Genomic DNA, 22,334 nt, shown 5'->3' on the forward strand with positions numbered 1-22,334 from the left:
AAGATCGCCAACAACTGGGTTGCTCAAGGCGCGGCCCGCTGGGATCTGGTCGCCAACCAGATCAACCAGTACGTCGTCGGCGCCGGCTATGTCGACGACTGCTTCGTGCTCGCCGCCAACTACGTCACGTCCTACTCCTATGCCACCACGACCTCCCCGCCCATCCTTGGCCACGCGTTCATGCTCCAGATCGGCCTGCGGACCATCGGGAGCGTCAATATTCCACTTCCCTAACCTGCAAAGGTCGCCATTTACGCTTCCGTGCTAGTGGTCTTTTGATTCTAACATTTGCAAAGTGCGTGCCTCTCCGGGATGTAAATGTTAGAATCGGACCACTAGACTTTCGTCGTGGCGTCAATGATGCGCCGCCGCGCCGGCCGAGGAGCCCGACATGCAGCTCGACAACATCTCCTTCGAAACGGCCGTGCAAACGCGCGTCGACGAGATGGTCGATGCCTGCACCCGCTGCGGCAAATGCGTCGAGGCCTGTCCGAGCGTGAAGCCGGCAGGGCTTGCGGACACAGCGCCGGCGGATATCATCGGCGGCATCCTCGATATCCTTCGCGACGGCCAGGGGCCCGACGCATCGCGTAAATGGGCCCAGGCCTGCACGCTCAGCGGCGAATGCATTACGGCGTGCGACGAAGGCGTCAATCCGCGTTTTCTGCTCGCCATGGCGCGCGTCGCGACTGCCAAAGCTAATCACGATCTGCCGGCGCGGCGACGCCAGGGCCTGGAGAAATACCGAGATCTCGGACGCGATGTATCGGTGCTGTCGCAGCTTCAAGTCAACGATGAGGTGCTGGCGCGGCTCGGCCAGAAATCGGCCGCGGCCGCCGCACCGGGCGAGCCACCGGATTTCGTGTTCTACACCGGCTGCAACGTGCTCAAGACGCCGCATATCGCGCTGCTCGCCCTCGACATCATGGATACACTCGGCATCGGCTATCAGGTGATGGGTGGCCCAAGCCATTGCTGCGGCGTCGTGCAGATGCGGCCGGGCGACCTCGAAATGTCCGGACGGATGGGAACCAACAGCATCGATAAGCTGTCGCACTCCAAATCAGGCGAAGTGATCTCCTGGTGTCCGAGTTGCTATGTCCAGTACACCGAAACCACCCTGCCCGCGCTCGAACGCCAGCGCGGCGCGCGCCCGTTCGAGATGACGCCGTTCATGCGTTTCCTTGGGCAACGGCTCGACCAGCTCACACCGCATTTGCACGAGGCTGTTCCGATGCGGGTCGCTTTGCATCGTCACCCCGGCGTCGCCGGTGTGATGGAGGCGGCGACGAAAATCCTGGGCGCGATTCCCGGCATCACGATCGTCGACCTGAAACAGCCAGCCCTCGGCTTGCAGGGCGTCAATCTCAGCGTATTGCCCGAATTCAAGCGCGAGCTGACGCTGAACGAACTTGAAGCCGCCCGCAACGCCGGCATCGATGCGCTCGTGACCGTCTACCATTCCGAACATCGCGAACTCTGCGCGCATGAGCGGGACTGGCCGTTCCGCATCGTCAACCTGTTGGAGCTGGTCGGCGAGAGCATGGGGTTGAAGCGGCACGATCGCTACAAGGAACTGAAGATGATGCAGGACGCCGATCAAATCGTCGCCGACTGCGCCGACCTGCTCGCCCATCACGCGATCGATGCCGCCAAAGCGCGCGACGTCGTGATCAAGGGTATGCTCGCCGACCAGCCGCTGCCGTTGCAGGCGGGAGAGCGATTGACCTGACGGCCAGCGATCTCGGACATCAAGGCGCGCGGGCGCGCAGCATATAGCCGATCCCGCGCATATTGGCGATCCGCGACGGCAAGCCATGGTCGTCAATCTTCCTGCGCAAATTGCTGATGTGGGCATCAACAACATTGGTCTCAATTCCAGGATCATGCTGCCACAAGTCCTTCAGCAGCATCTCCCGTGTGACGACCTGGCCGGCGTGACGAAGGAAATATTCCAGAAGCTTGAGCTCACGTGGCAGCAGATCGATTTTCTTGCCGCCGCGAAAGGCCGTCTGCTCGATCAGATCCACCTCGAGATCGTCGACGCTTAATCTCGTTGTACGAACGTCGCCAAGGCGGCGCAGCAGCGCCTCTACCCTGGCGACAAGCTCCACCATATAGAAAGGCTTTGCGAGATAGTCGTTTGCTCCTGCTCTCAGGCCTTGGGCAATTTCATCAACGGACGACAGCACCGAGATCACCAGCACCGGAATTTTGATGCCCTTCCTGCGCAGATCTTGCAGCGTGCGCAGGCTGTCCACGCCGTAAAGCATTCGGTCAAGGATCAGCATCGCGGCACCATTCGTCCGGGCGATATCCGCCACTTCGGCGATGGAAACCGGGTGCACGAGATAGCCGTTTCGCTCGAGTTCCGCCTTGATTTCGTTCGCGAGTTCGATCTCGTCCTCGACAAGCAATACGGTCCAGGCGGGGACCGAAGGTCCCTTGCTCAAGTGACTTCCTCCCCCTCAGGACAAAGCGCCTGGAAAGGATGGAGTGTTGCTCACATGACTAAAACTTAAGAATTTTTTAGAAGATGGCCGAGCGGGTTGCAAAATCCCGCTTGCACACCTCGCGTTCAATGCCGCGAAGGCGCGCGACGTTGTCGTCAATGGAATGTCGCCGATCAGCCGCTGCCGCGCTGAGGGGCTGATCCTTCTTACTCGGCCTTGTCGATATTCCAGAAGATCGGCGTTGCCGGACCGTCGAGCACGCCTTCGAGCGAGGTGCGCCAGGCGCTCGGGGTGAGAAATTGGCCAAGCGGAATGTAGATCGCCTGGTCGTAATTCTCCTTCTGGATCTGGTCGGCGAGTTTCTTCTGCTCTTCGGGCGAGGAAGCGCGCGCAAACACATCGCGCATCGCCTCCATCTTGGGATCGTCCGGCCAGCCGAACCAGCCGCCGTTCTTGCCCTTGCCGCTGATCGAGACATTAACGACGGGATTGACGACGTCCGCGCCCACCCAGTTGGTGAAGAACATATTCCATCCGCCCTCCTTCGGCGATTTCTGGCTGGCGCGGCGGGTCACGACGGTCTGCCAGTCGGTCGCCTGCACATCGACCTTGAAGCCGGCATCGCGCAGCAATTGTGCCGCCACGATCGGCTGGGCCTTCAGCGTCACCACATCGCCCGGCGCCATCACCACGACAGGTGTGCCGTCATAGCCGGATTCAGCGAGCAGCTTTTTCGCTTCCGCCATGCCGTTGCCCTGCACCAGCGTCTCGGCGCCTATATCGGATGCGAGCGGCGTGCCGCAGACAAAGATGGCCCCGCAGATCCGGTAATAATCGGCATTGCCGACCAGCGCGTCGAGCACGTCCTTCTGGTTCATCGCCAGAAACGCCGCGCGGCGTATCTTGGGATTGTCGAAGGGCGGATACAGGAAGTTCATCCGGCCGAGCGTCTGAAAGCCGAGCTTGTTCAGCGTCTCGATCTTCAGTTCCCTGTTGCCGCCGAGAACCGGTAACAGATCCCAGGGCGGATTTTCCATGAAATCGATATCGCCCGACTGCAACGCGTTCACCGCGGTCTGCGCGTCCGGCATCGTGATCCACTCGACGCGATCGACCTTCACCACTTTGCCGCCCGAGGTCCAGCTCGGCGGCTCCTTGCGCGGCACGTAATCGGCGTTCTTGACGTAGACCGCCTTGACGCCGGGCTGGAACTCGGCCGCCACAAATTTGAACGGGCCCGAGCCGATCTGCTCCTTGATCTGCTGGCCGGGCGGAGTTTCCGCCATGCGCCTGGGCATCATGAAGGGAACGAGCGAGGACGGCTTGCCGATCGATTCCAGCACGAGGCCGTAAGGCTCCTTGAGCTTCAGCGTGATGGTCTTCTCATCGGTCGCTTCCAGGCTGGCGGTGAAATCCATCAGCTTCTGGCCCATGCCGTCGTTGCGGCCCCAGCGCTTGAGCGAAGCAACGCAATCCTCCGCCGTCACAGGCAGACCGTCATGCCATTTCAATCCGTCGCGCAGCGTGAAGGTGTAGGTCAGTTTGTCGTCGGAGACTTTCCAGTCCGCCATCTGCGGCTGGATCTTGAAGCTCGAGTCTTCGGCCAACAGCGTGTCGTAGACCATGTAGCCGTGGTCGCGGGTGATATAGGCGGTGGTGAAACCGGGATCGATCACGCGCAGGTCGGAATGCATCACCGCGGTGATGGTTTTGGCCGATGCAGGCATCGCGGCCAGCGCGAGCACCAACGCCGTCATCACGGAACGATTCACGCGCGGCTTTGGAAACAGCTGCAAATTCCGGAACATGGTGTGTCTCCTGACGTGAAATCGGGCACGGCCGGTCAGTCGCTGTGCATTTACTGCGTGATTTGGCAGCAGTAACGTGCTGTAACTCCTCTATTATTTGAGACTTGCACCCGCCGCGCGGCGCGTCAATTGGATTTCGCGCGTGAACCGCCTTCGGCGAAACGCAAATGGCAACGGACGTCTCACACGTCCGTTGCCATTTACCTGATGCTGTCAGCTTCACTGTTCCGGCTTGTAGCCGTCGTTCAGGGTTTGCAGGAACGCGATGATGTCGGTCTCGTCCTGTGCCGTCATCGCCGGCGTTTCGCCGGGATGGCGGTTGAACGGAGGATCGGTCACATCGACATTGGCGTGGTACTGCGCCGGGATGTCGTTGTACTTCTGCACTTTGCCGTCGTCGCCGACCGGATAGACCTTCTCCGGGTTCGTGTCGCGGAAATTGTAAAAGTCCATCACCTCCCGCAAGGTGTGAAACACGCCGTTGTGCAGGAAGGTGTGGCGCACGGCGGTGTTGCGCAGGGTCGGCGTCTTGAACATGCCGCAGAATTGCGTCTGGTCGGCGATATCCTTGCGAACCGGACCGCAAACGCCGAGATCGAAATAGTTGGGATCCTTGGTGTCGGCGAGCGCAAGACTACGCGGCGCACCCAGCGCTTCGTACTGCGTGTCGGTGAACATTGGCGGCCGTCCGTCCCGGCTTGGCTCGGCCGTATGGCAGCCGGCGCAATTGGCTTTCTGGGGATCATTGAACAGGCGAAGGCCGCGCAATTCAGCCTCGCTCAGGCGCGCTTTGCCCTCCAGCCAGTAATCATACTTGCTGGTATAGGGATGGAAGCTCGGCTCCTCGATCTGGTAGCGCCCGACCGCAAACAACGCCTCGGCCGTCAAGAGCTTTGTATTCTTGAAAATCCTCTCGCCGAACAAGGCGGCAAACTTCTTCGCGTATGGCGCATTGCGCAGTTTCTCGGCGATGATCTCGAGGCTGCCGCCGTCCATCTCGCGCGGGTCGAGCAGCGGACCTTCCGCCTGGATCTGAAGAGTATGGGCGCGGCCGTCCCAGAACAGGCCGCCCTGCGGAACGATATTGGCGCTTTGCGCGGTCTGCGTCGCGATCTTGTCGACGCGCGCCGCGGTCTTGCCGGCCTCGGCCTGCTGCACCAGGTCGACGTTCTCGTTCGCCGTATCATCGGGGCCGATGCTGAATTCGGGCTGGCGTTCGAGGTAAGTCAGCGACGGAACAGCGCGCATGCCCGGCAAGGTCAGCGTGGGTCCGCCGAGCATCACGGAGGCATCGTTCGGCGGACCATAGGCGTGATCCGGACTGTGACACGACGCGCAAGCCATCTTGCCTGACGACGACAGGGTGGTGTCGAAGAAGATGTCCTTCCCCAGCCTCGCCATCGCGGAGAGCGGCTGGACGGAGGGACGAACCAGATGAACTGGATTCGGATTTTCGCCAGGCAGCTTTTGCGGCTCGGCAGCGAAGGCGGCGCCGGCTAGAAGGCCGGCGCCGAGGAACCACACGACCGTGCGATTGAACATCTCACTCACTCTCGGTTTCAGTTGGTCTTGCTGTCCACGGTGCCGGAAGTCGGATCGAGAACCAGCTTCCGGGTGGGCTTCTGAGTGAAGTCGAACATGTCCATGATCGAACCGGTCGTGGCATCGAAGGAGCCACCGCCGAGACGCTCACCGTTCAGCCAGTTGTCCTCGATGAATTGCGGGATCGAGGCCTGCGTGATGAACACGTGGCTGACATAGTTCTTCTTGGCGTAAGGCGAGATCACCATGAAGGGCTGGCGCATGCCGGGACCGCAACGTCCGTTGACAGGCTCACCTCTGAGGCCATTGGGGACGGGGGTGACACCTGGTGTGCCGCAGTTACCGTTGCCGTTCAGCGCATCAATATCGATAGCCGGAGCGCCCGTGCCCGGGATCGGGGTCGCCGAGAACGACCCATGGATCGGGTCAGCGAAGGCGTGATCGTACCAGCCGTCCGAGTCGTCATAGGCTAGGATCACAGCGGTCGAGTTCCAGTCCGGCTGCTGCTGAAGGAAGTTGATCAGGTTGACCAGGCCCGTCTGCGCATCCAGCGGATTGGAGTTACCGGGGTGATCATCCTGGAACGATGCCATCTTGATGAAGGACACCGCCGGGAAGTTGCCGGATCCGACCGCCGCAGTGAAGTCGTTCAGGTCGTAGGCATGGTTGGCCGGATCGACCGTGTTCTTGCCCGGGACCTTGGTGAAGCCGATCGCCTTGGTCGAGGTCGGGCGGGCGTGGGTCGGATTAGCCGTCGATGCGAAGTACTGGAACCAGATGTGGTGCGGAACATAATCGCCGTGCGTGCCGCCGTTAACAGCCGAAATGCTGCTGCGGCCGCAACCGGTCGAGCCATTGTCGTTGATGGTTTGCAGGTTGAAACCACCGACGAACGAACCCCACGGAATATTGGCCGCGTTGAGCAGGTCGCCGATGTTCTTGCTCGTCATCTGGACTTGAGCACTCGGACTTGAGCACGCGTCGCCGAACGGATCAACGTCGCCGGTCAACGTGAAGCTGCCATCGCTGTTCAGGACCCCGGCGTCGGCCGCAGTCAGTTCCGCAGCGATAACCGAGACAGGAGTGCCGGCAGGGACAGCAGGGAACGTCGCGCCGTTGGTTTGCCCTGAGAACATTTCAAGCGCGCCAGGGGTCGACGGACCAAAAGTATCGCTCCAGGAATTGTCGCTCATCGCAAAATTCTGGGCGTAGTTCCACAAACCTGTGACCGTGTTGCCGTCGAAGAAGCCCATCACCTGGGCTTTGGTGCCGAAGCCTGCGGCGCCGCCGGTGGTGCCCGCGCCGACGTCCTTCGGGAAGAGGTCAAGCTTGCCGCCGTCAAAGGCCAGCTGCTCGGGCGTATAGCCGTGGTTCTGGTCGGCCGTGTTGGCCTGCGTGCGGTCGAGACGGAACGGATTGGAAGCGCCGGTGCCGTTGGCTGGATTGAGGTTCGGGTTGTTGTCGAGCAGCGCCGGGCTGGTCAAAAGATTGTTGACGACCGTCGGCGTGTTCTTGGCGGGCTCGAAAGCCGGCTCGCCTTCGACATTCAACGCGTTCGGATAGGTCCCGAAATAATGATCGAACGAGCGGTTCTCGTTGAAAACCACGATGAGATGCTTGATCGGGGTCTTGGTCGGCAGCGTGTCCGCGGTGACGGAAGCCGTCTTGCCGGAGGTAGCGGCCGCATCTTCGATCAGGCTGAGAACCGGAGCGAGTTCGCTCGCACGGTTGTTGCCGGCAACCGAACCGGTCGACGTGAAAGTGGCGGCGACGGCGATCAGCGCAGCCGTCGATAGCAAAGCTGACTTCAGCTTCAGATGTTTCATCTTTTTCCCCATTGCCTCTCAAAACCATTTTGAGCCGTGCGGGGAGACAGATAGGGAACCTCGGTGACAGGTATGTGTAGGTTTGACTTCAAAACCGCTTCGTCCACGGTTGCCGATCACGTTTGCGGGTGGGCGACGCAAAACGGCGCCGGCCAAAAGGCCGGCGCCGAGGGGTCACACGATTGGATGACGTAACATTCGCTCAGTTCTTGATCTTTGTCGTCTCGTCGATGAGGCCGGAGGTCGGATCGAGGACCAGCTTGACCGACTTCTTCTGCGTGAAGTCGAACATGTCCATGATCGAACCGGTCGTGGCATCGAACGAACCACCGCCGATACGCTCGCTGCCCAGCCAGTTGTCCTCGATGAATTGCGGGATCGAGGCCTGCGTGATCTGCACGTGGCTGACGTAGTTCTGCTTGGCGTAGGGCGAGATCACCAGGAACGGGGTGCGGGTACCCGGACCGCAGCGACCCGCAACCGGCAGACCCTTGACGCCGTTGGCTACGGGGGTGACGCCGGGGACGCCGCACTGACCGGGGGCGGTCAACGTGTCGGAGCTCGAGAACGAACCATGCGTCATCCCGGAGGCGTGGTCGGCCCAGCCGTCGGAGTCGTCGTAGGCGAGGATCACAGCGGTCGAATCCCAGTCGGGCTGCTGCATCAGGAAGTTGACCAACGTAACGAAGCCGGTCTGCGCATCGAGCGAGTTGGAGTTGCCGGGATGCTCATCCTGGTACGATTCCATCTTGATGAAGGAAACCGCCGGGAAGTTGCCCGATCCAACTGCTGCCGTGAAGTCGTTCAGGTCATAGCCATGGTTGGCCGGATCGACGGTCTTCTTGCCTGGGACAGTGGTGTAGCCAATCGCCGCCGTCGAGGTCGGACGGGCGTGGGTCGGGTTGGCGGTCGAGGCGTAATACTGGAACCAGATGTGATGCGGGACGTAGTCCGTGTTGGTTCTGCCGGTAACCTCGCTGACGTGGCTGCGCGAACAACCGGTCGAGCCGTTGTCGTTGATGGTTTGCAGGTTGAAACCACCGACGAACGAACCCCATGGGATATTCGCCGCGTTGAGCAGATCGCCGATGTTCTTGCTCGTCATCTGAACCTGCGCCGTCTTGCTCGAGCAGACGTCACCAGCCGGATCGGTGTCGTTGATCAGCGTGAGGCCGCCCTGGCTGTCAGCAATCGTGCTTGCGCTGAGACCCGCCGGAATCACAGCGCCGTTGGTGGTGCCGGAGAACATGTTGATCGCGCCGGGGGTCGACGGACCAAAGTCGTCAGTCCAGGCGTTGTCGCTCATCGCGAAATTCTGGGCGTAGTTCCAGTACGCGGTGACGGTGTTGCCGTCGAAATAGCCCATCACCTGGCCCTTGGTGCCGAAAGCGCCGGCGCCGCCCGCGGTGCCGTTGCCGGTGTCAAACGGGAACAGGTCGTTCTTGCCGTTATCGTAAGCCGATTGTTCCGGCGTATAGCTGTGATTCTGACCGGCGGTGTCGGCCTGCGTACGGTCGATGCGGAACGGATTGGTCGCATTGGCGCCGTTGGTGGGTTCGGTCACGATAGCGCCGTTTGAGGGCACCACGTTCGGGTTCGCGTTCGGGTTGTTGTCCAGCAGAGTCGGGCTCGACAACAGATTGTTGATCTGCGTCGGTGTGTTCTTGGCAGGCTCGAAACGGGGCTCGCCTTCAACGTTCAGCGCGTTCGGATAGGTGCCGAAATAATGATCGAACGAACGGTTTTCGTTGAAGACGACCACAAGGTGCTTGATCGGCGTCTTGGTCGTCAGCGTGTCCGCCGTGACCGTTGTCGTCTTGTTTTTGCCGGTGGAGGCGACCTCCTCAACGAGGCTGATGACCGGGGCAAGTTCGGTCAGGAGGCTGTTGCCAGCAACCGAACCGGTTGATGTGAAAGTGGCGGCGACAGTGATCAGCGCGGCCGTAGACAGCAAAACGGATTTGAGCTTCGGATTTTTCATCTTTTCCCCAGAGCAAAGAAGGAGTGGTAGAGCGCCGGGACGGATAAGCAGCGTCAATGACGGGCATGTGTCGGTTTGACGTCAAACCAAACAGGTTCGCGCCTCCTCCGACACCAACAATCCCGGCGCATCATGCGCCGCTGCGTTGCCCTTCTCGTCACATCGCTTGCTAAGCCACGAGAGAGAAAAGTTATTTTCTCAGCCGTGAAAGCGTGTTTGCTTTCCAACAGCGATCAGATCATCTGCACGCAACTCCAAAAAAATTTTTCCACATCAATCGCAGGCTTACTGCTGCGATCTTTTATTTTGTCCACCTGCACCGTTGGACAAAATAAAAGACCGGAAGTGCCGCCTCCTCCGCTTCCGGCGTCTTTGCTTCAACCGAGAAACAAGATGACACTTCCTTTGCAAAAATTTGACTTTGCAAATTTGTCATCGATCCTTCTTGTGAGCTGACGGCGCCGGCCGGAAGGCCGGCGCCATTGGACCACTATCCGGATTAGTTCTTGATCTTGGTCGAGCTATCCACGGTGCCGAAGGTCGGATCGAGGATCAGCTTCGTCGACTTCTTCTGCGTGAAGTCGAACATGTCCATGATCGAACCGGTCGTGGCATCGAACGAGCCGCCGCCAAGACGCTCGCTGCCCAGCCAGTTGTCCTCGATGAATTGCGGGATCGAGGCCTGGGTGATGAACACGTGGCTGACGTAGTTCTGTTTGGCGTAGGGCGAGATCACCAGGAACGGCAAGCGCGTACCCGGACCGCAGCGGCCGGCGACCGGCAGACCCTTGACGCCGTTCGGCACGGGGGTGACGCCGGGGACGCCGCACTGACCGGGGGCGTTCAACGCATCCTGCGCCGAGAACGAACCTTGCGTCGTCTTGGCGAAGGCGTGGTCGTACCAGCCGTCCGAGTCATCATAGTTGAGGATGACAGCGGTCGAATCCCAGTCCGGCTGCTGCTGCAGGAAGTTGACCAATGTGACGAAGCCGGTCTGCGCATCAAGCGAGTTCGAGTTGCCCGGGTGCTCGTCCTGGTAAGCTTCCATCTTGACGAAGGAAACCGCCGGATAATTGCCGGAGCCGACCGCCGTGAAGAAGTCGTTCAGGTCGTAGGCGTGGTTCGCCGGATCAACCTTCTTGGTGCCGGGCACGTTAGTGAAGCCGATCGCCGCCGTCGAGGTCGGACGGAGGTGGGTCGGGTTGGCCGTCGAGGTGAAGTACTGGAACCAGATGTGGTGCTGGACGTAATCGTTGACGGTTCGACCCGTAACCGGGCTGACGTGGCTGCGCCCTGCGTTGGTAGCCAATGCGCCCTGGCTGTTCACGCCCGCGCAACCCGTGGAGCCGTTGTCGTTGATGGTCTGCAGGTTGAAACCACCGACGAACGAACCCCAGGGAATGTTGGCCGCGTTGAGCAGGTCGCCGATGTTCTTGGCGGTCGAGGAGACCGACGTCCCGGGCGAGCACACGTCAAAGGTCGGATCGACGTCGCCGACCAGCGTGATGCCACCCTGTCCGTCCGCAAGCTCGTTGCCGCTCGTGCCCACGCCCGGCACGATGCCGTTGGTCTGGCCAGCGAACATTTCAAGCAGACCGGGGGTCGATGGACCAAAAGCGTCACCCCAGGCATTGTCGCTCATCGCGTAGTTCTGGGCGTAGTTCCAGTAAGCGGTGACGGTGTTGCCGTCGAAGAAGCCCATGACCTGGCCCTTGGTGCCGAAGGCGCCAGCGCCGCCGGTGGTGCCGTTGCCGACGTCGAGCGGGAAGAGATCGTTCTTGCCGGCGTCATAGGCCTTTTGCTCAGGACCATAGGAATGGTTCTGGCCGGCCGTGTCGGCCTGGGTACGGTCGATACGGAACGGATTGGCCGCATTCACGCCGTTGGAGGGTTGGGTGACGGTCGCACCGTTGGAGGGGACCACGTTGGGATTTGCGTTCGGGTTGTTGTCCAGCAGCGCCGGGCTCGACAACAGATTGTTGATGTCGCGTTGCGTGTTCTTGGCGGGTTCGAAAAGCGGCTCGCCTTCCGGGTTCAACGCATTCGGATAGGTGCCGAAGTAATGATCGAACGACCGGTTCTCGTTGAAGACGACCACAAGGTGCTTGATCGGCGTTTTCGTCGGCAGCGTATTCGCCGTGACGGTCGGCGCCTTGTTCTTGGCGTTGTCGACGACGCTGTCGATCAGGTTAACACCCGGAGCGAGTTCGGAGGCGAGGTTGTTGCCAGCGACCGAACCGCTTGTCGTCACAGCGGCTACAGCGATCAGCGCAGCCGAAGATAGCAAAGCGGATTTGAGCTTCAGATTTTTCATCTTTTCCCCAGAGCAAAGAAGGAGTGGTAGAGCGCGGGGACGGATAAGCAGCGTCAATGACGGGCATGTGTCGGTTTGACGTCGAACCGATCAGGTTCGCGTCTCCACCAACATCAACGAACGCGGTGCATCACGCGCCGCCAGATTGCCCTCTTCGCTGCATCGTCTGCTAAACCACGAGAGGAAAAGTTATTTTCTCAGCTGGGAAAGCGTTTCGCGTTTGCTTTCCAACAGCGATCAGCTCATGCGCATTCAACCTAAAAAAAATTTGCCCGCATCATCGCAACACTTCTTATGTTGTCGACAATGTCGACAACATAATATGTCACTAACAATGTCCATAACAATGTTACCAACATTGTTGGCCAACATAAGCATGTGTCTGCGAAGGAGACGTGACACTTAGGCCTGTTGCGCGCGTACTTTTTCGAAAGCTGCAACTGTGTGGCTTGGTTCGCGCGGTGCATTGGCTGGACCGAATCGGTCCGGCAGAGATGAAAATCGAGCCCCGGTATCGAGCCTGGTTCGGCCCAAGGCCTCCAGCGGGCGAATAGGACGACGTTTGTTTCGCCAGGTTTGGCTTTACAAAGCTGTCATCGATCCTTTTTCTAAGCCAAACTGTGCTTTCCTCCGTCGAATTATCCCTTTCAAATCGGGAGCCTTGGATGAACCCGACCCACCTTCCCTTCGATTCCGAGACCATGCTTGCGGGCTTGCGCGCCTGGGTCGAAAGCGAAAGTCCGACCTGGGACGCCGCCGCCGTCAATCGCATGCTCGATCTCGCCGCCCGCGAAATGGCGATCATGGGTGCGTCGATTGAACTGGTCGCCGGGCGATTGGGATTTGGCGGCTGCGTACGGGCGAAATTTCCCCACGCGAAGCAGAGTGAGCCCGGCATCCTGATCGCCGGCCACCTCGACACCGTTCATTCAATAGGCACCATCGAGAAGCTGAAATGGCGACGCGACGGCAACAAATGCTACGGGCCCGGTATCTTCGACATGAAAGGCGGCAATTACCTTGCGCTGGAGGCGATCCGGCAACTGGCGCGCGCTACTATTGCCACACCGCTTCCGATTACCGTGCTGTTTACCCCGGACGAGGAAGTCGGCACGCCGTCGGCGCGCGATCTGATCGAGGCCGAAGCTAGGCGCAACAAATATGTCCTGGTGCCCGAACCCGGCCGGCCCAACAACGGCGTCGTCACCGGCCGTTATGCGATCGCGCGGTTCAATCTGGAAGCCACGGGGCGGCCGAGCCATGCCGGCGCCACCTTGTCTTCGGGACGGTCGGCGATCCGCGAGATGGCGCGTCAGATCCTGGTGATCGACGGCATGACATCGGAGGATTGCACCTTCAGTGTCGGCATTGTGCATGGCGGCCAATGGGTCAATTGCGTCGCCGCCACCTGCACCGGCGAAGCGCTGAGCATGGCCAAGCGTCAGGCCGACCTCGACCGCGGCATCGAGCGGATGCTGGCGCTGTCAGGCACCTCCAACGACGTGACGTTCAAGGTGACGCGGGGTGTGACGCGTCCGGTATGGGAGCCGGATGCCGGCACGCTGGCGCTCTACGACAAGGCACGCGGCGTCGCGGCTTCGATGGGGCTCGACCTTCCGCATGGCAGCGCCGGCGGCGGCTCGGACGGCAACTTCACCGGCGCCTTGGGAATTCCGACGCTGGACGGCCTGGGCGTCCGTGGCGCTGATGCGCACACCCTCAACGAACACATCGAAGTCGACAGCCTCGCCGAGCGCGGCCGCCTGATGGCGGGTCTTTTGGCCACGCTGACTTGAGAGCGCACCCCTTTGGCAAAAGCATCGAGTCCTTCCCGCGCAATCCCCTTCAAACCCATTCGCGCGCGGGCCGAAAAGCGCAAGGGCGGCGCCAAGGCGCTCGAAAAGCTTTTGCCTGGGAAACCCGACATGAAGGCGCTGGCAAAGCTCAGCAATGATCGTGTTCTCGCGGAAATGACGCAGCGGGTGTTTTCCGCGGGCTTTGCCTGGAGCGTCATCGAAAACAAATGGCCGGACTTCGAGAAGGCCTTTCTTGGCTTCAAGCCTGCCAAACTGGTTTTCCAGCCTGACGATTTCTGGGACGCACTGTTGTCCGACACACGCATTGTGCGCAACGGCGCCAAGATTGCTTCGGTTCGCGAGAATGCCGCCTTCATGCAGGAGATCGCAAAGGAACATGGCAGCTTCGGAAAATTCCTGGCCAAGTGGCCCTCCTCCGACCAAATCGGCCTGCTCGATCTGCTCGCCAAACGCGGCAGCCGCCTCGGCGGCAACACCGGCCAGATGTTTTTGCGCTTCATCGGCTGGGACGGTTTTGTCACCTCGCAAGATGTCGTCGCCTGTCTGCGCGATGCCGGGCTCGACGTGGCAGCGGAGGTGAAGTCGAAAGGCGACCTCGCCAAGGTGCAGGCGCAATTCAATGCCTGGGCAACCGAAACTGGCCTGCCCTACGTGCACCTCTCACGGATTTGCGCGATGTCGATCGGCGAGAACCGCATGGAACACCCCTAGCGGCTTGCCGCCATGGCATGGGGTTTGCAGCTACGACTAACGCCGTCATTGCGAGCGCCAGCGAAGCAATCCAGAGTGTCTCCAAAGACTTCTGGATTGCTTCGTCGCTTCGCTCCTCGCAATGACAGCGTAACAAGCTAAGAGACGCCATGCTCGGATATCTCCTGCGCCGTGTGCTTGCCGCCGTTCCCGTGATGGGCGTGGTGGCGCTGTTCGTGTTCCTGCTGTTGCGGCTGACGCCGGGCGATCCCGCGGCGATCCTTGCCGGCGATAATGCCACGCCCGAACAGCTGGAGCGCATCCGTGTCTCGCTCGGTCTCAATCAGCCGCTTTACACCCAGTTCTTCACCTGGGTCGGCAGTCTCCTGCACGGCGACCTCGGCACCTCGCTCTCTTCCAACCAGCCGGTGTTGAAACTGATCGGCCAGCGCATCGAGCCTTCGATCGCGGTTGCGATCGCGACCATCGTGCTTTCGGTGCTGGTCGCGGTACCGCTCGGGGTGATCGCCGCCTGGAAGCGCGGCACCTCGATCGACCGTTTCGTCATGGGATTGTCGGTGGTCGGCTTCTCCGTTCCAGTATTCGTGATCGGCTATGTGCTGATCCAGATTTTCGCCATCGACCTGCGCTGGCTGCCGGTGCAGGGATATCGCAGCATCGCAAACGGCTTCGGGCCGTTCTTCGAACGGCTGATCCTGCCGACCGTCAGCCTCTCCTTCATCTATGTCGCGCTGATCGCGCGCATGACCCGCGCCTCGATGCTCGATGTGCTGAGCGAGGATTATGTGCGCACCGCGCGCGCCAAAGGCATCAGCGAAGCCGGCGTGCTGTTGCGTCACGGCCTGCGCAACGCCGCCGTCCCGGTCATTACCGTCATCGGCACCGGCTTTGCGTTGTTGATTTCCGGCGTTGTCGTCACCGAAAGCGTCTTCAATCTGCCCGGTATCGGCCGCCTCACCGTCGATGCCGTACTGTCGCGCGATTATCCGGTAATTCAGGGCCTGATCCTGTTGACCTCGGCTGTCTATCTCGGCGTCAACCTTCTGATCGACGTTGCCTATACCCTGCTCGATCCGCGAATTCGTTACTGAGGTTCGAATGGCGGTCGAGACGCTTCCCCAACCGACAATCCCGATCACCACATCCTGGCGGGGAGCATTTCTCACCTCAACACCCATCATCACCGCCGCCGCGGTCTGCCTCGCTCTAGTCATCGCATCAGCAATCGCCGCACCCTGGCTCGCGCCGCACGATCCGCTCCTGCTCGTCCCCGCCCAGCGGCTCAAACCCGCCAGCGCGCAATTCTGGCTCGGCACCGACGGTTACGGCCGCGATGTGCTGTCGCGCATTCTCTATGGCGGGCGGACCTCGCTCCTGATCGGACTCGGTACCGCGATTTTCAGCATCGGTATCGGACTCCTCATCGGACTGGTCTCCGGCTTCTTCAAATGGATCGACGCCGTCATGATGCGGATCATGGACGGGTTGATGGCAATCCCGAGCATCCTGCTGGCGATCGCCGTGGTGTCGCTCTCCGGCGCGAGCCTGATGACGGTGATGGTCGCCATCACCCTTCCCGAGATTCCGCGTGTCGCACGGCTGGTGCGCTCCGTCGTTCTCTCGTCGCGTGGCGAACCCTATGTCGAGGCCGCCATTTCGCTGGGCTCATCGCTGCCGAAAATCATGTGGCGGCACTTGATGCCGAACACGATCGCGCCGCTGATCGTGCAAGGCACCTATGTTTGCGCCTCGGCGATTTTGACCGAAGCGATCCTGTCGTTTCTTGGCGCCGGCACCAGCCCGGAGACGCCGACCTGGGGCAACATCATGGCGGAGGGCCGCAGCTTTTTTCAGATCAAGCCATCCTTGATTTTCTGGCCGGGGCTGGTGCTTTCGATCACCATTCTTTCCGTCAATCTGATCGGCGATGCGGCGCGCGACGCGCTCGACCCGCGCCTGAAACAACGCGGAGGCGGCCAATGACCTCCCTTGTCCTTTCAATCGAAAATCTCGTCGTCGGTCTCGGCCAAGGTGGCACGCGCATCATCGATGACGTCTCGCTTGAGGTCCGTGAGCGCGAGACCCTGTGCCTGGTCGGCGAAAGCGGATCGGGCAAATCCGTCACCTCGCTTGCCGTGATGGGCTTGCTGCCAACGGGTTCGCTGACGGCGACCGGCGGCCACATACAACTCGCGGGCGAAGAACTGATCGGGACCCCCGAGCGCCGCTTCAGGCAATTGCGCGCCACCACCATGGCGATGATCTTCCAGGAGCCGATGACCGCGCTCAACCCGGTGGTTCCGGTCGGCAGCCAGATCGACGAGGTCTTGCGCACCCACACAAAGCTCGACGCCCGCGCGCGGCGCCGGCGCATCCTCGACATGATGGAACAGGTGCGGCTGCCCGACGTCGAGCGGGTTTTTGCTTCCTATCCGCATCGTCTTTCCGGCGGACAGCGGCAGCGCATCATGATCGCGATGGCGCTGGTGCTAGAGCCGAAATTGCTGATCGCGGACGAACCGACCACCGCACTCGATGTCACCACGCAAAAACAGATCCTGGCCCTGATCCGCGACCTGCAACGCGATCACGGCACGGCCGTGCTCTTTATCACCCATGACATGGGGGTGGTCGCCGAAATCGCCGACCGCGTCGCCGTGATGCGGCAGGGGAAACTGGTCGAAACCGGATCGCTTCAGACCATCCTGCGCGCACCCAAGGCGGAATATACCCGCAATCTTCTCTCGTCGGTGCCTTCCCTGGTGCCGCGCCCCCCGCGCCCGGAATCGCGCGAGCCGATCGTGCTCGAGACCAACGGGCTGTCGAAAGTCTATCGCGAGCGCTCGATGTTCGGACGACCCCGCGAAGTTGCGGCGGCGCAGGACGTGACGCTCAAGCTGCGCAAGGGCCGCACGCTCGGCATCGTCGGCGAAAGCGGGTCCGGCAAATCGACGGTGGCGCGCTGTATCGTTCGCCTGATCGACCCGACCTCCGGCACCGTTCACCTCGGCAATCGCGACATCTCCGACCTGTCACGAAACCTGTTGCAGCCCCACCGCAAGAAAATCCAGATCGTGTTCCAGGACCCTTATCGCTCGCTCAATCCGCGCATCACCATCGGCGAGACCATCGCCGAGGGACCGATCAACTACGGCACGCCCCGCTCCAAGGCGCTGGCGAGGGCGCGCGAACTGCTTGAACTGGTCGGTCTGGCGCCGGATTCCGTCGCGCGGTTTCCGCATCAATTTTCCGGCGGGCAACGTCAGCGCATTGCGATCGCGCGGGCACTCGCGCTCGATCCCGACGTGATGGTAGCGGATGAGGCCGTTTCCGCCCTCGATGTCTCGGTTCAGGCGCAAGTGCTGGAACTGCTCGACCAGATTCAGGCGCGGCTCGGGGTTGCGATCCTGTTCATCACCCATGATCTGCGCGTCGCCGCGCAAATCTGCGACGATGTCGCGGTCATGCAGCACGGCCGGATCGTCGAACAGGGACCGGCCGCGCAAGTGCTGACGAAACCACGGCAGGCCTATACCCGCGCCTTGCTTGACGCGGCACCCGGACGCGGCTGGGATTTCGCCAATTTTCGGCCGGTGACTGCGGACGCAACAGCCTAGCAAGCATGCATAATGTAAGTGCCTCCTTGCTTGCGGCTTTCGACGGCTTGGGTCTAACGTCGCGCGGAAACGTACTCCACTGAGACAGACGCATGGTCCGCATCGCCGTCGGCGGCCTTTTGCACGAAACCAATACCTTCGCGCCGACGAAGGCAGCCTACGCTGATTTCGTCCATGGCGGCGGCTGGCCCGCGATGACGCAAGGCACCGACGTCCTCAAGACGATACGCAATATCAATGTTGGCCTCGCCGGCTTCATCGGCGAAGCCGAGATGCACGCCTGGGAGCTGGTGCCGACGATTTTCGCCGCCGCCAGCCCCTGCGCCCATGTCACAAAAGACGCCTATGAACGTATCGCTGACGTGATCGTCGACGGTATCAAAAGTTCTCTCCCGCTCGACGCGGTCTATCTCGACCTGCATGGCGCCATGGTAGCTGAGCATTTCGACGACGGCGAAGGCGAAATCTTGCGCCGGGTGCGCGAGGTGATCGGCGACAGACTGCCGCTCGTCGTCAGCCTCGACCTGCACGCCAACGTCACGCCCGACATGGTGCATCACGCCGACGCGCTGATTGCCTATTGCACCTACCCCCATGTCGACATGGCCGACACCGGCCGCGCCGCCGCGCGCCATCTGGCTTTGCTGTTGCGCGAAGGCCAGCATTTCGAGAAGGCGTTCCGGCAATTGCCGTTCCTGATCCCCCTGAGCTGGCAATGCACCAATGATTTCCCTACCAAAGGCATCTACGAAAAGCTCGCGGCGATGGAGAACGAAGCCGTGCCGACGCTCTCATTCTGCCCGGGATTTCCGGCCGCGGATTTCGCCCATTGCGGCCCGAGCGTCTTTGCCTATGGACGAACGAAAAAGGATGCGCAAGCTGCCGTGGATCAGCTCGCCGATCTGATCGAAAGCCATGAGCGCGATTTCGACGGCCGTATCTACACACCCGACGAAGGCGTGCGGCTCGCGATAGAGCTCTCGAAAAGCGCGCACAAACCTATCGTCATTGCCGACACCCAGGACAATCCCGGCGCCGGCGGCGATTCCGACACCACCGGCATGCTGCGGGCGCTGGTCCGCAACAACGCCAGGCGCGCGGCGATCGGCGCGATTTACGATCCGGCGTCGGCGAAGGCCGCGCATGATGCGGGCGTCGGCGCGACCGTCACGCTCGCACTCGGCGGCAAGTCCGGCATTCCGGGCGATGCGCCATTCGAGGCAACGTTTACGATCGAGAAATTGTCCGACGGCAAGTTCGTGGCGCCTGGCCCCTATTTCGGCGGCCGCGACATGGACATGGGGCCGTCGGCCGCTTTACGGATCGGCGACATCAGCGTGGTCGTGAGTTCACACAAGGCCCAGCTGGCGGATCAGGCGATGTTCCGCTATGTCGGGATTGAACCGACCGAACAGGCAATCCTTGTGAACAAGAGTTCGGTGCATTTCCGCGCCGATTTCGAACGGATTGCCGAAAAGCTGCTGATTTGCGCCGCTCCCGGCGCCATGCCCGCCGATCCCGCTTCACTGCCCTGGACCAAACTGCGTTCCGGCGTTCGGCTTAAACCGAATGGTCCCGCTTTCGCCCCGCGCCATCCTTCGAAACTTCACTCCACCGCTATCGGATAACGACATGCCCACGATTCCCCGCATCGAGAGTTTTGCCGACGAACTCACCGCCATCCGGCGCGACCTGCACGCCCATCCCGAAATCGGTTTCGAGGAGGTTCGCACCTCCGGCATTGTCGCCGAGAAGCTCGCCCAGTGGGGCGTCGAGGTGCATCGCGGGCTCGGCGGCACCGGCGTGGTCGGCGTGCTGAAGGGCAAGGGCCATGGCGGCAAACGCATCGGGTTGCGCGCCGACATGGACGCGCTGCCGATGGAAGAGAACACCAACCTGAAATGGCGCTCGACCATTCCCGGCCGCTTTCACGGCTGCGGCCATGATGGCCACACCACCATCCTGCTCGGCACCGCGCGCTATCTCGCCGAGACCCGCAATTTCGACGGCACCGTCCACTTCATCTTCCAGCCGGCCGAAGAAGGCCTCGGCGGTGCGCGTGCCATGATCAAGGACGGACTATTCGAAAAATTCCCCTGCGACGAAATCTACGGCCTGCACAACGCGCCGGACCTCAATCACGGCGAACTCGCGGTGCTGCCGGGACCTGCGATGGCGGGCGCGGATTTCTTCGACATCACCATCGACGGCTACGGTGCCCATGGCGCCATGCCCGAGCGCTCCAAGGACCCGGTCGTCATTGCAATGACACTCGGCCAGGCGCTGCAAACCATCGTCAGCCGCAACGTCTCGCCGAACGAACCGGCCGTGCTCTCGATCACGCAAATTCACGCGGGCTCTGCCTATAACGTGATCCCGGGCGAGGCCAAGCTCGCAGGCACCGTGCGCGCCTTCTCCGACGACGTGCGTACGTTGATCCGCGAACGGATGCGCAGCCTTTGTGCCGGCGTGGCGGCTGCCTTTGACGTCGAAATCAAAGCCGATATCCGCGATATATTCAGCGTGCTGGTGAACCGGGAAGAACACTGCAAGGTGGTTGCGGATGTGGCGCGCACGGTGGTGGACCCCGCGAAGGTCTTGATCCGCTCGAAGCCAAAGATGGGCAGCGAGGATTTCGCCGACATGCTGCACGCCGTTCCCGGCGCCTATTTCTGGCTCGGCCATGACGGATCGGTGCCGGTGCACAATCCCGGCTATACGCTCGACGACAAGATCTTGCCCGTGGGCGCCAGCCTATTCGCGCGCATCGTCGAGACCCGCCTGCCGGCCGGCGGCTAGCAAGATTAAGGAGCGGCCATGAGCGAGGAAGAGGCTTCCGACGCCGTCACGGCGCTGCACGATCTCAGCGCCGTCGACATGATCGCGGGTTTTCGCGCGCGGCAATTCTCGCCAAGCGAAGTGCTCGACGATTTGCTGACGCATGTCGCACTGTGGGAGCCTCACATCAAGGCGCTCTACGCCTTCGATCCGGACGGCGCGCGCGCCGCCGCCAAGGCCTCGACCGAGCGCTGGCAAAACGGCGAGCCGATGGGGCCGCTCGACGGCGTCCCCGTCACCGTCAAGGACAATATCGCGACCAAAGGCGTCGCCGTGCCGCTCGGGACCGCGACGACCAAGCTCGTCCCGGCCGAAGCCGATGCGCCGCCGGCCGCGCGGCTACGGGAAGCAGGCAGCATCATCTTCTCCAAGACCACGATGCCGGATTTCGGCATGTTGTCGTCCGGCCTGTCGAGCTTTCACCCCCTCACCCGCAATCCCTGGGACCTGCGCCAAAATCCCGGCGGCTCGAGCGCGGGCGCCGGTGCGGCCGCCGCCGCCGGCTATGGCCCGTTGCATCTTGGCACCGATATCGGCGGTTCGGTGCGGCTGCCGGCGTGCTGGTGCGGCCTCGTCGCGCTCAAGCCAAGCTTGGGGCGCGTGCCGATCGATCCGCCCTATGTCGGCCGCGTCGCGGGTCCGATGACGCGCACCGTCGACGACGCCGCGTTGATGATGAGCGTGATGGCGAAGCCCGACCGCCGCGACGGCATGGGCCTGCCGCCCAACGACATCCACTGGAAGACGCTCGACAAGCCCTCGCGCAAGCTGCGCATCGGGCTCCTGCTCGACCCCGGCGTTGGCCAGGCGTTGGAGAAAGATGTCCGCGACGTCGTGGTCAAGGCGGCAAAGGCCTTTGAGGGCGCAGGCGCCGTCGTCAGTGATATCAAGGGCATCATGACGCGCGAACTGCTCGACGGCCTCGACAGCTTCTGGCGCGCGCGTCTCTGGGACGATCTTTCCAAACTTAGCGCCGGTGAGCGCGGCAAGACCCTGCCCTACATTCTCAACTGGGCGGAAGCCGGTGCGAAACTATCCGGCGTCGACGTGATCCGGGGTTTTAACGCCACCATGGCGATCCGCGCGGCCGCCGCCAAACTTTTCGGCGATATCGATTATGTGATCTCGCCGGTCTCGCCGGTGGTGAAATTCGCCGCCGAACTCGCTGCCCCCTTGAACGATCCGGACCGGCCGTTCGAGCACATCACCTACACCGTGCCGTGGAACATGGCGGAAAATCCGGCCGTCTCGATCAACGGCGGCTATGACCCGCAAGGCTTTCCGATCGGGGTGCAAATCATCGGCCGCCGCTTCGACGATCTCGGGGTGCTCGGCATGGCGAAAGCGTTTGAGAGCTTGCGCGGGCCACAACGGCCCTGGCCAAGTCCGCCGAGAACGTAACCCCGGTCGTCGTTCCGGGATGCGCC

General features: G+C 61.6%; 16 protein-coding genes. 10 read left to right on the forward strand and 6 right to left on the reverse strand.

Translation table 11 applies throughout. From position 1 onward, the window contains the following. On the forward strand, nucleotides 1-234 hold a 234-nt coding region (locus ABSE61_RS29225; RefSeq protein WP_423874639.1), incomplete at its 5' end, for a hypothetical protein. Between the two features lie 157 nt (nucleotides 235-391). Beyond that, entirely contained in the window at nucleotides 392-1,732 is a 1,341-nt protein-coding gene (locus ABSE61_RS29230) for a 4Fe-4S dicluster domain-containing protein (RefSeq protein WP_423874640.1), read from the forward strand. A gap of 19 nt (nucleotides 1,733-1,751) precedes the next feature. On the opposite strand, the gene ABSE61_RS29235 is transcribed toward ABSE61_RS29230, so the two are convergent. From ABSE61_RS29235 to ABSE61_RS29260, 6 genes are all read right to left on the reverse strand, one after another. Then, nucleotides 1,752-2,453 carry a response regulator transcription factor gene (locus tag ABSE61_RS29235; protein ID WP_423874641.1) on the reverse strand — a complete coding sequence of 234 codons (702 nt, stop codon included), beginning with the start codon at nucleotides 2,451-2,453 and terminating at the stop codon, nucleotides 1,752-1,754. A gap of 206 nt (nucleotides 2,454-2,659) precedes the next feature. Continuing rightward, on the reverse strand, nucleotides 2,660-4,261 hold the full coding sequence (locus ABSE61_RS29240; protein WP_423874642.1) for an ABC transporter substrate-binding protein: 1,602 nt from the start codon (nucleotides 4,259-4,261) through the stop codon (nucleotides 2,660-2,662). A 219-nt stretch (nucleotides 4,262-4,480) separates the two neighbouring features. After that, a complete protein-coding gene (locus ABSE61_RS29245) occupies nucleotides 4,481-5,803 on the reverse strand; it encodes a cytochrome-c peroxidase (protein WP_423874670.1) in 1,323 nt (440 codons plus the stop codon). A 17-nt stretch (nucleotides 5,804-5,820) separates the two neighbouring features. Then, nucleotides 5,821-7,629, reverse strand: a complete 1,809-nt coding sequence (locus ABSE61_RS29250) for a phospholipase C (RefSeq protein WP_423874643.1) — start codon at nucleotides 7,627-7,629, stop codon at nucleotides 5,821-5,823. A 202-nt stretch (nucleotides 7,630-7,831) separates the two neighbouring features. Next, complete coding sequence (locus tag ABSE61_RS29255) at nucleotides 7,832-9,610, reverse strand: phospholipase C (RefSeq protein WP_423874644.1); 1,779 nt, start codon at nucleotides 9,608-9,610, stop codon at nucleotides 7,832-7,834. Nucleotides 9,611-10,109: 499 nt separating this feature from the next. Next, the gene (locus ABSE61_RS29260) at nucleotides 10,110-11,924 is read right to left on the reverse strand and encodes a phospholipase C (protein ID WP_423874645.1); all 1,815 of its coding nucleotides are present in this window, start codon (nucleotides 11,922-11,924) and stop codon (nucleotides 10,110-10,112) included. Nucleotides 11,925-12,589: 665 nt separating this feature from the next. On the opposite strand from ABSE61_RS29260, the gene ABSE61_RS29265 reads away from it, so the two are divergent. From ABSE61_RS29265 to ABSE61_RS29300, 8 genes are all read left to right on the forward strand, one after another. Beyond that, nucleotides 12,590-13,720 (forward strand): M20/M25/M40 family metallo-hydrolase, encoded by a 1,131-nt coding sequence (locus ABSE61_RS29265; RefSeq protein ID WP_423874646.1) that lies wholly within the window; start codon nucleotides 12,590-12,592, stop codon nucleotides 13,718-13,720. A gap of 12 nt (nucleotides 13,721-13,732) precedes the next feature. After that, nucleotides 13,733-14,452, forward strand: coding sequence for a DNA-3-methyladenine glycosylase I (locus ABSE61_RS29270; RefSeq protein ID WP_423874647.1), 720 nt, complete (start codon nucleotides 13,733-13,735; stop codon nucleotides 14,450-14,452). A gap of 149 nt (nucleotides 14,453-14,601) precedes the next feature. After that, nucleotides 14,602-15,543 carry an ABC transporter permease gene (locus ABSE61_RS29275; RefSeq protein WP_423874648.1) on the forward strand — a complete coding sequence of 314 codons (942 nt, stop codon included), beginning with the start codon at nucleotides 14,602-14,604 and terminating at the stop codon, nucleotides 15,541-15,543. 7 nt (nucleotides 15,544-15,550) lie between these two features. Further along, the gene (locus ABSE61_RS29280; RefSeq protein WP_423874649.1) at nucleotides 15,551-16,435 is read left to right on the forward strand and encodes an ABC transporter permease; all 885 of its coding nucleotides are present in this window, start codon (nucleotides 15,551-15,553) and stop codon (nucleotides 16,433-16,435) included. After that, nucleotides 16,432-18,069 (forward strand): ABC transporter ATP-binding protein, encoded by a 1,638-nt coding sequence (locus ABSE61_RS29285; protein WP_423874650.1) that lies wholly within the window; start codon nucleotides 16,432-16,434, stop codon nucleotides 18,067-18,069. Before ABSE61_RS29280 ends, ABSE61_RS29285 begins: the two co-directional genes overlap by 4 nt. A gap of 92 nt (nucleotides 18,070-18,161) precedes the next feature. Continuing rightward, nucleotides 18,162-19,697 (forward strand): M81 family metallopeptidase, encoded by a 1,536-nt coding sequence (locus ABSE61_RS29290; RefSeq protein WP_423874651.1) that lies wholly within the window; start codon nucleotides 18,162-18,164, stop codon nucleotides 19,695-19,697. Between the two features lie 4 nt (nucleotides 19,698-19,701). Next, complete coding sequence (locus ABSE61_RS29295) at nucleotides 19,702-20,868, forward strand: M20 aminoacylase family protein (RefSeq protein ID WP_423874652.1); 1,167 nt, start codon at nucleotides 19,702-19,704, stop codon at nucleotides 20,866-20,868. Between the two features lie 18 nt (nucleotides 20,869-20,886). Next, entirely contained in the window at nucleotides 20,887-22,308 is a 1,422-nt protein-coding gene (locus tag ABSE61_RS29300) for an amidase (RefSeq protein ID WP_423874653.1), read from the forward strand. Nucleotides 22,309-22,334 lie beyond the last annotated feature (26 nt).

This window comes from Bradyrhizobium sp., assembly GCF_049519115.1.
In the GTDB taxonomy this organism is placed as follows: Bacteria; Pseudomonadota; Alphaproteobacteria; order Rhizobiales; family Xanthobacteraceae; genus Bradyrhizobium.

Coding starts and splice junctions, on each gene's coding strand:
- ABSE61_RS29230 (WP_423874640.1), top strand. CDS start 392: ATGCAGCTCGACAACATCTCCTTCGAAACGGCCGTGCAAACGCGCGTC.
- ABSE61_RS29240 (WP_423874642.1), bottom strand. CDS start 4,261: ATGTTCCGGAATTTGCAGCTGTTTCCAAAGCCGCGCGTGAATCGTTCC.
- ABSE61_RS29245 (WP_423874670.1), bottom strand. CDS start 5,803: ATGTTCAATCGCACGGTCGTGTGGTTCCTCGGCGCCGGCCTTCTAGCC.
- ABSE61_RS29250 (WP_423874643.1), bottom strand. CDS start 7,629: ATGAAACATCTGAAGCTGAAGTCAGCTTTGCTATCGACGGCTGCGCTG.
- ABSE61_RS29255 (WP_423874644.1), bottom strand. CDS start 9,610: ATGAAAAATCCGAAGCTCAAATCCGTTTTGCTGTCTACGGCCGCGCTG.
- ABSE61_RS29260 (WP_423874645.1), bottom strand. CDS start 11,924: ATGAAAAATCTGAAGCTCAAATCCGCTTTGCTATCTTCGGCTGCGCTG.
- ABSE61_RS29265 (WP_423874646.1), top strand. CDS start 12,590: ATGAACCCGACCCACCTTCCCTTCGATTCCGAGACCATGCTTGCGGGC.
- ABSE61_RS29275 (WP_423874648.1), top strand. CDS start 14,602: ATGCTCGGATATCTCCTGCGCCGTGTGCTTGCCGCCGTTCCCGTGATG.
- ABSE61_RS29280 (WP_423874649.1), top strand. CDS start 15,551: ATGGCGGTCGAGACGCTTCCCCAACCGACAATCCCGATCACCACATCC.
- ABSE61_RS29285 (WP_423874650.1), top strand. CDS start 16,432: ATGACCTCCCTTGTCCTTTCAATCGAAAATCTCGTCGTCGGTCTCGGC.
- ABSE61_RS29290 (WP_423874651.1), top strand. CDS start 18,162: ATGGTCCGCATCGCCGTCGGCGGCCTTTTGCACGAAACCAATACCTTC.
- ABSE61_RS29295 (WP_423874652.1), top strand. CDS start 19,702: ATGCCCACGATTCCCCGCATCGAGAGTTTTGCCGACGAACTCACCGCC.
- ABSE61_RS29300 (WP_423874653.1), top strand. CDS start 20,887: ATGAGCGAGGAAGAGGCTTCCGACGCCGTCACGGCGCTGCACGATCTC.